Here is a 9750-nt window from a genome sequence, read left to right as displayed (position 1 = left end):
GATCGGCGAGCCGGTCGGGGTCGACGACCTCGGCGGGCACCCGGCGGCCGGGCGCGGCGAGTCGCCGGGCCAGCCACGTCGCGTCGGCGTCGGCCACCAGGGAGGCGCGCAACGCGTCGGCCACGCGCCGGGCCTCGTCGGCGTCCCCCTCGACGATCCGGCCGGACTCGACGAGCCGTGCGAAGAACGGCACCACCTCGCGGTTGAGGACGGTGACACGGTCCTGCTGGACCGACCGGGCGAGGGTCACCCTGAGGTCGTCGGTGCTGGCCCTGCGGAATCCCGTGGCCCGCGAGACCCACCCCTCGACATGGGCCACGAAGACCCCCGAGAAGGTCGCCGACGCGGCGGTCAGGGCGAGCAACGGGGTGAGGGCGACGACGACGTACGACGCGGTGGGCACCGGTGTGACGAAACCGGGCGCCTCGACCAGGACCACGAGGGCGAGGACCACGGCCACGGCGCCTCCGGCGGCGAGGATCTCGCGTGCCGAGCGGTACGGTGCCACCCCGAGCAGGAGCACCCCGGAGACGATCCCCGCCCAGTCGTCCCGGACGAAGGGATTGCTGCCGGAGGTGGCCAGGGCGGACAGGACACCCGCCACCGCACACGTCGCGGCGACGCACCAGAGCGCCCGCGGCCCGAACGGTGCCCGCAAGGGGCCGGCCGACACGACGAGTGCGACGCCACCCGCGGCCACGGCGACGAGTGCACCGACCGCGGCCCCCGGCGAGGACACGTCGGAGGCCCGCAGCAGCGTGCCGACCACGGCGACGAGCAGGGCGGCGAGAGCCGCCCCGAAGGTGATCGGTCGGGCCGCCAGGGCGCCGAGGGGGTCGACCTGCTGGGGTGATCGATCGGAGGCGCGCCCGAGGGCACGAGGAGGGGCGGGGAGGGTCACGCGGGCACCCCGTCCTCGGTGGCGACGTCGCCGACCACCGGCGCCCCGGCGGCGAACGGGACCCGCAGGACGATCGACGTCCCGCTGCCGGGGGACGACCAGACCTGCACGTGACCGTGGACGCGTGTGAGACGGCCCTCGACCGACGCCGTCAGTCCGAGACGGTCGGGGGCCACCGCCGCCGTGTCGAAGCCGACTCCGTCGTCGATCACCATCACGGTGAGGTCGGTGCCGTCGCCGAAGACGACGAGCTCGGCCCGGTCGACCCCGCTGTGGCGGCTCACGTTCACGAGGCACTGTGCGACCGCCAGGCCGAGGGCGTCCCCGGTGACGGGGTCGAGGCGACCGACGGCCGAGACGTCGCCGGTCACGGCCACCTCGAGGCCGCCCGATCGCGACTGCTCGACGGCCGCGTGCAGTCGGCTGGCCTCCCAGCCGTCGGCGGCCGTCACGGCGGCCTCGGAGGGCACCGACCCCGGTGAGAGCCAGTCGCGCCCCACGAGGAGCTCGAGATCGGCCGCGATCGACCGCGCGGTGTCGGGCGACAGAGGACCGGGGCGGGCGGTGGCCACGGCCGCGAGATGCCCGAGGATCGTGTCGTGGACGAGGGCCGCGGCCTGCTGCTCGATGTCGACACGGATGCCCTGCACCTGCTGCTCGAGTGCGGACCGGTGCAGCCGCGGCTGAGCCGACCGCGCGCGTCCCCGCGACGCCTCGGCGTGACCGGTCACCACCGCGACCAGGACGAAGGCCAGCAGGGCGGTCACGTCGAGCCGCAGGGAGGCCCCCGTGTGCCAGGTCGCCAGCTGCGTGGCGAGCTCGCCCGCCGCGTAACCCGCCGCAGCCCAGAGGAGACCCCGGCGGGGCCCGACGGCGGTGCTGCCGACCATGATGAGGGCGATCTTGGGCAACGAGAGCGAGAACGCGTCCGACGCCTGCACCGCCGCGACCTGCGAGAAGAGGGTGACGGCGTACCAGTAGAGGGCGGCGGTCCCGACGATCAGGTAGGCGAGGTGGGCCGTCGTGGACCGCGTGCGGTCGACCACGACGAGCAGGACGACCATCGGGAGGAGCGAGACCAGAGCGGGCCAGAGCAACAGATCGGGCGTGGCGGCCTGTTTCGTGAGCAGGAGGGCAGCCGCCGCCGCGAGGACGGTGGCCGCGATCGCGTGGCAGGCCCTCGACACCGAGTCGCCGAGCGCCGTCGGCGCCAGGTGGGCAGGGAGGCCGAGCAGCATGGGGCCTCCTCGGCTCGTTCGTGGTCAGGACAGATCATGACAGAAGCCGGACCTGGGCTGTACCCCGACATGTGGGGCCAGGGCGGGTGTCGCGCAGGCAGAGCGCTTCTTCTTGTGCCCCGTTCTGGTCGAGCGGGGCACAACACCCCGTGCCGATGACCTCTGGCCCTCGGAGGCTCAGAACAGTCGCGGCTGTGATCGGGCCCCGCCCGGCAGTTCGTGGGCGATGAGGGCGCGCGGGACCGCGGAGTCACCGGCACCGGCACCGGCACCGGCACCGACGGCCAGGTCGGGGATGCCCGCCAGGCCGCCCGTCCCGGCGGCCGGGGTCGCGCCGGTGCCGTTGAGGCCCATCAGTCGGAGGGAACGCGCGCTGTCGTCGAGTGCGGCGGAACGCATCGACCCCGTGGCCGGGTCGGCCCGCCCCTTCTCGAGGCCGTACTCGCGCAGCAGGGGCCGTAGCCGGGCGGCCAGCCAGGAGCGGTACCCCGTCGGGGCGTAGGTGCCCTGGGCGAAGAGCGCACGGTACTTGCCCACGAGTTCGGGGTGCTCACGCTCGAGCCAGGCGAACCACCACTCTTTGACCCCGGGCTTGAGGTGCAGGGCGCTGTACATGACGCTCGACGCGCCCGAGTCGCGGACGGCGGCGAGCGCGGCGTGCAGGTGGTCGAGGCCGTCGGTGAGGTACGGCAGCACGGGCATCATGAACACCGAGCAGGACAGCCCCAGCTCTCGGGCCGCGGAGACGGTGGCCAGGCGGGCCGCCGTCGTCGGCGTGCCCGGCTCGACCGACTGCTGCAGGTCGTCGTCGTGGACGGCGATCGACATGGCCAGGTCGACGGGCACGTGCTGCGCCGCCTCGGCGAGCAGGGGGAGGTCGCGCCGCAACAACGTGCCCTTGGTCAGGATGCTGAAGGGCGTGCCCGAGTCGGCGAGGGCGGCGATGATGCCGGGCATGAGCCGGTACCGGCCCTCGGCGCGTTGGTAGGGATCGGTGTTCGTGCCGAGCGCGACCGGGTGGTGCTGCCAGGTGGGGCGGTGGAGCTCACGCGCGAGCACCTCGGCGACGTTGACCTTGACGACGATCTGCCGGTCGAAGTCGTCGCCGCCGTCGAGGTCGAGGTACTCGTGGGTGGGGCGGGCGAAGCAGTACACGCACGCGTGGCTGCAGCCCCGGTAGGGATTGATCGTCCACCCGAACGGGAGGGCCGAATCGCCACCCGGCACACGGTTGAGGGCACTCTTCGCGACCACCTCGTGGAACGTCACCCCCGCGAACTCGGGCGTCGTGACGGAGGTGATCAGGTTGTTCAATCGCGCCAGACCGGGCAGCGCCGAGGCGTTCTCGGTGTCGACCGCTTGCTCGGACCATCGCATTCCCCCATTCGAACACATGTTCGAACCAGGGTCAACCCGAGGCCCGCAGCACGGGGACGCGAGGCCCGGGGCGAGGCGTCAGGCGTGGATGTGCAACGCCTCGGCGGTCGCCCCGATGGTCGACGCGGCCCGGCGTTCGTCGGACGAGAGGTCGTCGCCGTACGTGGGGATCATGGCGTTGAGCCGGGGCTTCCACGACGCGATGCGGTCGGGGAAGCACCGCTCGAGCACGCTGAGCATGATCGGCACGGCCGTGGACGCCCCGGGGGACGCACCGAGCAGGCCCGCGATGGTGCCGTCGCCCGCCGTGATGACCTCGGTGCCGAACTGCAGCACCCCGCCCTTCTTGCGGTCCTTCTTGATGACCTGCACCCGCTGACCGGCCGTGATGCGGTACCAGTCCTTCGGGTCGGCGTCGGGCATGAACTCGCGCAGCGCCTCGAACTTGGTCTGCTTGCTCGCCGCCAGTTGCCCCACGAGGTACTTGACGAGCGAGAGGTTGGCGAGCCCGGCCCGGATCATCGGGTAGAGGTTGTGGGCACGGATCGACGCGAAGAGGTCGAACATCGAGCCGTGTTTGAGGAACTTCGGGCTGAAACCGGCGTAGGGCCCGAACATCAGGCTGGCCTGCCCGTCGACGACGCGCGTGTCGAGGTGCGGCACCGACATCGGGGGCGAGCCGACGGCGGCCTTGCCGTAGACCTTGGCCTGGTGTTTGCCGACGATCGCGGGATCGTCGCAACGGAGGAACTCGCCGCTGACCGGGAACCCGCCGAAGCCCTTGATCTCGTCGATGCCCGACTTCTGCAGCAGGTGCAGCGCTCCCCCACCGGCGCCGACGAAGACGAAGCGCGCGTCGACGGTCGTCGGCGTGCCACCGACCTGCTTGCGGAGGGCCACCCGCCACGTGCCGTCGGCGAGCTTCGTGAGGTTCGTGACGCGGTGGTCGACCTCGAGGATCGCCCCCTCGCCCTGCAGGTAGGTGAGGAGGAGGCGCGTGAGGGACCCGAAGTCGACGTCCGTGCCGGCGGCGATGCGCGTCGCCGCGATCGGCTGCCCCTTCGCCCGTCCCGGGATGAGGACCGGTGCCCACGACCGGATGACGGACGCGTCGGTGCTGAACTCGAGCCCCTGGAACAGCGGGTGCTCGCGCAGGGCCTCGTGGCGCTTGCGGAGGTACTCGACGTTCTTCTCGCCCCAGACGAAGCTCATGTGCGGGGTCGAGTTGATGAAGGCGTCCGGCTGCGGCAGAGCCCCCTCGGCCACGAGGAACGACCAGAACTGCCGCGACACCTGGAACTGCTCGTTGACCTTGACGGCGCTCGACGTGTCGATGGTGCCGTCGGAGCGCTCGGGCGTGTAGTTGAGCTCGCAGAGGGCGGAGTGGCCCGTGCCCGCGTTGTTCCAGGGGTTGCTCGACTCGAGGGCGACGTCGCCCAGCGCCTCGTAGATCTGGATCGTCCAACTCGGCTCGAGCTGTTTGATCATGGCACCGAGGGTGGCACTCATGATGCCTGCCCCGATGAGGGCTACGTCGACGGGCTTCTTCGCATCGGTCACGACGTCAGTCTAGGCCCGGCCCCCTCGGCGACCCCGGGTGGCCGCCGGAGCACGACACCCCGGTGTCTCGATGTCGAGAGACCGGGGTGCGACGCATCACCGACCCCTCGGGCGACCGGCGTCGACGGATCAGGCGACGGCGCGTTCGGCGGCGACGAGCTCGGCGATCTGCACGGCGTTGAGCGCCGCACCCTTGCGGAGGTTGTCGTTGCTGATGAAGAACGCGAGCCCACGGTGACCGGGGACGCCCTCGTCGTGCCGGATGCGGCCGACGAAGCTGGGGTCGGCTCCCGCCGCCTCGAGCGGGGTCGGGACGTCGGTGAGGACCACCCCGGGGGCGTCGCGCAGGAGTTCTTCCGCGCGCTCCGCCGTGATGTCCGAGGCGAACTCGGCGTTGATCGAGAGCGAGTGCCCCGTGAAGACCGGCACCCGGACGCACGTGCCGCTGACCAGCAGGTCGGGGCGCTCGAGGATCTTGCGGCTCTCGTTGCGCAGCTTCTTCTCTTCGTCGGTCTCGTTCGTGCCGTCGTCCACGATGCTGCCCGCGAGCGGGATGACGTCGAAGGCGATGGGACGGACGTACGTGACCGGCTCGGGCAAGTCGACCGCGCGACCGTCGTGCACGAGGCCGATGGTGTCGCCCTCGATCGCGGCACGGGTCTGCTGCAGCAGCTCGTCGGCGCCGGCGAGTCCACTGCCCGACACCGCCTGGTAGGTGCTGACGATCAGGCGCTGCAGGGTGGCCTCGGTGTCGAGCACCTTCAGCACGGGCATGGCCGCCATGGTCGTGCAGTTGGGGTTGGCGACGATGCCCTTGACCGCCTCGCGGAGGGCGTGGGGGTTGACCTCGCTGACCACCAGGGGCACCTCGGGGTCCATGCGCCAGGCGCTCGAGTTGTCGATGACCAGTGCCCCGGCCGCGGCGAACCGTGGCGCGTGGGCCCGCGAGCCCGTCGCGCCCGCCGAGAAGAGGGCGATGTCGAGACCCGCGGGGTCGGCCGTCTCGACGTCCTCGACCACGATGTCGACACCGCGGAACGGCAGGGTCGTGCCCGCCGACCGGGCGGTGGCGAAGAAGCGGATCTCGGCGATCGGGAAGTCGCGCTCGTCGAGCAGCGTGCGCATGACCTTGCCGACCTGTCCGGTCGCGCCGATCACGCCGACGCGCAGTCCTTCGGCCATGGGTGCCTCCTGGGGTTCGGTGGTGCGGGTCCTGGCCCGGTGGGAGCCGGGTCGGGAGGCGCGGTGCGGTGGCCGCGCGCGCCTCCTCGGGTGGTGGGTCGCGTCAGCGGCCGGTGCCGCCGTGGACGACGGCGTCGACCTCGGCGTCGAGGCCGAAGGCCGTGTGGACGACGCGCAGGGCGTCGTTCAGGGTGTCGGCCCGGGTGACCACCGAGATGCGGATCTCGCTGGTCGAGATCATCTCGATGTTGATTCCGGCCTCGAAGAGGGCCGTGAACAGCCGCGCCGAGACGCCGGCGTTGGTGCGCATGCCCGCGCCGACGAGGGCCAGCTTGCCGATCTGGTCGTCGTACTGCAGGGACTCGAAGCCGATCTCGGCCCGGTCGGACTCGAGGGCCTGGAGCACGACGGCACCCTCGGACTTCGGCAGGGTGAACGAGATGTCGGTGCGGCTGGTCGACGCCGCCGACACGTTCTGCACGATCATGTCGATGTTGGCACCGGTCTTGGCGACCGTGCGGAAGATCTGGGCGGCCTTGCCCGGGACGTCGGGGACGCCGACGACGGTGATCTTGCCCTCGCTGAGGTCGCCCGCGACCCCGCTGATGATGGGTTCTTCCACGTTCTCTCCCTCTTTCGGGTTGACGACGAGCGTTCCCTCGTTGTTGTTGAACGACGAGCGGACGTGCAGGGTGACCCCGTGACGCCGGGCGTACTCGACGGCACGGATGTAGAGCACCTTCGACCCGGCGGCGGCGAGCTCGAGCATCTCTTCGCTCGTGACGCGGTCGAGCTTGCGGGCCTTGGGCACGACGCGGGGGTCGGCCGTGAAGACGCCGTCGACGTCGGTGTAGATCTCGCACACGTCGGCGTCGAGCGCCGCGGCGAGGGCGACGGCGGTCGTGTCGGAGCCGCCGCGACCGAGGGTCGTGATGTCGCCCGTGGACCGGTTGAACCCCTGGAAGCCGGCGACGATCGCCACGTACCCGGCGTCGAGCGCGTCCCGCACCCGTCCGGGCGTCACGTCGACGATGCGGGCCTTGCCGTGCTGGGCGTCGGTGATCATGCCGGCCTGGCTGCCCGTGTACGAGCGAGCCTCGACGCCCAGGCTGCGGATCGCCATGGCGAGCAGGGCCATGCTGATGCGCTCGCCCGCGGTGAGCAGCATGTCGAGCTCGCGACCGCCGGGCAGCGGGCTGACCTCGTTGGCCAGGTCGAGCAGTTCGTCGGTGGTGTCGCCCATCGCGCTGACGGCCACGACGACGTCGTTGCCGGCCTTCCGCGTCTCGACGATGCGCTTGGCGACGCGCTTGATGCTCTCGGCATCGGCGACGGACGACCCGCCGAATTTCTGCACGATCAAGCTCACGGTGACTCCTGAGAAGGGGGACTGGGCGCGCCGGAGGACGGCTCACGCCTGCGTCCGGCGATTCTATTCGGTGTCGAGAGCGTGTGACGTACGTCGGTCGCGGGGCGTCATCGGCGCCTCTCCCCTACGGTGGACCGATGCCCGACACCACCGACCAGGCCCGCGGCGCCGCCAGCCGCCTCCAGGACAGCCGCGCCCTCACGACCGCCGCCCGCGTCGGCTTCGCCATGAACGGCCTGCTCCACGTCGTGATCGGCGTGATCGCCCTCGGCGTCGCGTTCGGAGGTGGAGGAGAGGCCGACCAGGGCGGTGCCCTCGGGCAGTTCGCGTCCCGCCCGGGCGGGGTCTTCCTCCTCTGGCTGATCGTCGTCGGGCTCTGGGGCCTCGGCCTCTTCCAGCTGCTCGAAGCCGCTCTCGTCCGCGGGACGGACAAGGACGCCTGGGCCGAGCGCGCGAAGGAGGGCGGCAAGGGCGTCGCCTACCTCGCCGTCGGGTTCACGGCCTTCACCTTCGCCCGGGGCTCGTCGTCGGACAGCTCGGGGCAGACCCAGACGCTCAGCGCCCGGCTGCTCTCCGCACCCGGGGGCGTCGTGCTCCTCGTCGTCGTCGCGCTCGCCATCGTGGCGATCGGGGCCTACTTCGTCGTGAAGGGCGTGAAGCAGAAGTTCCGCGAGGACCTCACGCTGCCGGGCGGTGCGGCGGGACGTGGCACGGTCGCCCTCGGCGTCACGGGGTACGTGGCCAAGGGGATCGCCCTGGGCGTGGTGGGCGTGCTGTTCGCGGTCGCGGCCGTCACCTCGGACCCGAGCGAGGCCACGGGGCTCGACGGCGCGCTGAAGGCCCTCGCGGCCCTCCCGTTCGGCGTGGTGGTGCTGACGGCCGTCGCCCTGGGGCTCATGGCCTACGGTGCGTACTGCGCCGTGCGGGCACGGCGCGCCCGCCTCTGACGGGCAGGCGCGCGCCGAACGGGTTCAGGAGGCGCGGGTCGTCATTCGGAGACGAGCCGGCGGCCCTCGAAGGCGCGGCCGAGCGTGACCTCGTCGGCGTACTCGAGGTCGCCGCCCACGGGCAACCCCGAGGCCAGTCGCGTCACCCGGAGGCCGAAGGGCGCGAGCATCCGGGAGAGGTACGTCGCGGTCGCCTCGCCCTCGAGGTTGGGGTCGGTGGCGATGATGACCTCTTGCACGGTGTCGTCGGCGAGGCGCTGCACCAACTGGCGGATGCGCAGATCGTCGGGACCGATGCCGTCGATGGGACTGATCGCCCCACCGAGCACGTGGTACAGACCGCGGAACTCGCGGGTGCGCTCGATGGCCTGGACGTCCTTGGCCTCTTCGACGACGCAGATCGTGGCGGGCGAGCGACGCGGGTCACGGCAGATGTTGCACGTCTCTTGTTCGCTCACGTTGCCGCAGATCTCGCAGAAACGCACCTTGGTCTTGACGTCGACGAGCAGCTCGGCGAGGCGTGACGTGTCGAAGGACTCGTTCTGCACGATGTGGAACGCGATGCGCTGCGCCGACTTGGGCCCGATGCCGGGGAGGCGACCGAATTCGTCGATCAGCTCTTGGACGATGCCTTCGTACACGCGCTACTCGCTTCTCTGAGGCGTGACCCGGGGGGCGATCGTCTCTTCTTCGATGAACTGGGCCCCGAGGATCTCGCGCACGACGGCCTCGCCGTAGCGCGACCCGGTGGGGATGCCCCGGCGCGGGTCACCGGTCGCCGCACGACGCTCGGCGACCGACGGACCTGCACCGGCGGAGGCGGTCGGTGTGCTGGTGGCCGCTGTGGAGGGCGACGGGGCGGCGGCGGGGCGAGCCGGGGGCACGTCGACCTCGGGCGGAGGAGGCGCGGCGTCGACCGTCGGGACGCCGCCGGGCGGTTCTTCGGTGATGTGCTCGGGTTCGTCGGGCTCGGGGGGCGGGGTCTGCGGGATGGGGGCGACGTCCCACCCGGTGACGGGGGTCGAGCCGCCGGACCGCGCGGCGGCCGCGGACGCCGGAGCGCTGGATCGCCCGGCGGACGCGGGCGCCGCGGCACCGGACCGCGCGGCGGCCCCGGGCGCCGCAGCCGGCGCGGGAGCCAGGGACGGGCTCGGCGCCGGCGACGCGGAGGCCTCG

General features: G+C 72.0%; 8 protein-coding genes and 1 pseudogene. 1 reads left to right on the top strand and 8 read right to left on the bottom strand.

Annotated features, from left to right (window positions below; genetic code table 11):
* The 6 genes from IFT36_RS13345 to IFT36_RS13320 all read right to left on the bottom strand — a co-directional run.
* On the bottom strand, positions 1 to 901 hold a 901-nt coding region (locus IFT36_RS13345; protein WP_200413372.1), incomplete at its 3' end, for a hypothetical protein.
* Positions 898 to 2139, bottom strand: a complete 1242-nt coding sequence (locus IFT36_RS13340; RefSeq protein ID WP_200413371.1) for a sensor histidine kinase — start codon at positions 2137 to 2139, stop codon at positions 898 to 900. The genes IFT36_RS13345 and IFT36_RS13340, both read right to left, overlap by 4 nt.
* Before the next feature lie 177 nt (positions 2140 to 2316).
* Positions 2317 to 3516 (bottom strand): Rv2578c family radical SAM protein, encoded by a 1200-nt coding sequence (locus IFT36_RS13335; protein ID WP_192124697.1) that lies wholly within the window; start codon positions 3514 to 3516, stop codon positions 2317 to 2319.
* Positions 3517 to 3594: 78 nt separating this feature from the next.
* The gene (locus IFT36_RS13330) at positions 3595 to 5076 is read right to left on the bottom strand and encodes a malate:quinone oxidoreductase (protein WP_192124695.1); all 1482 of its coding nucleotides are present in this window, start codon (positions 5074 to 5076) and stop codon (positions 3595 to 3597) included.
* 129 nt (positions 5077 to 5205) lie between these two features.
* Positions 5206 to 6258 carry an aspartate-semialdehyde dehydrogenase gene (locus tag IFT36_RS13325; protein ID WP_173151274.1) on the bottom strand — a complete coding sequence of 351 codons (1053 nt, stop codon included), beginning with the start codon at positions 6256 to 6258 and terminating at the stop codon, positions 5206 to 5208.
* A gap of 103 nt (positions 6259 to 6361) precedes the next feature.
* Positions 6362 to 7627, bottom strand: a complete 1266-nt coding sequence (locus IFT36_RS13320) for an aspartate kinase (protein WP_055971466.1) — start codon at positions 7625 to 7627, stop codon at positions 6362 to 6364.
* A gap of 137 nt (positions 7628 to 7764) precedes the next feature.
* Here IFT36_RS13320 and IFT36_RS13315 point away from each other — a divergent pair, with 137 nt between their 5' ends.
* Positions 7765 to 8574, top strand: coding sequence for a DUF1206 domain-containing protein (locus tag IFT36_RS13315; RefSeq protein ID WP_173151277.1), 810 nt, complete (start codon positions 7765 to 7767; stop codon positions 8572 to 8574).
* A 41-nt stretch (positions 8575 to 8615) separates the two neighbouring features.
* Here IFT36_RS13315 and recR read toward each other — a convergent pair whose 3' ends face one another.
* Positions 8616 to 9215, bottom strand: coding sequence for a recombination mediator RecR (gene recR / locus IFT36_RS13310; protein WP_043595550.1), 600 nt, complete (start codon positions 9213 to 9215; stop codon positions 8616 to 8618).
* 3 nt (positions 9216 to 9218) lie between these two features.
* Positions 9219 to 9750: pseudogene (locus IFT36_RS13305) on the bottom strand (hypothetical protein); the annotation flags it as partial.

The sequence above is a fragment of the Frigoribacterium sp. CFBP 13605 genome, assembly GCF_014839405.1.
GTDB lineage: Bacteria > Actinomycetota > Actinomycetes > Actinomycetales > Microbacteriaceae > Frigoribacterium.
Note: the sequence above shows the minus strand (reverse complement) of the source record. Positions and strands in the feature narration are given on the sequence as shown.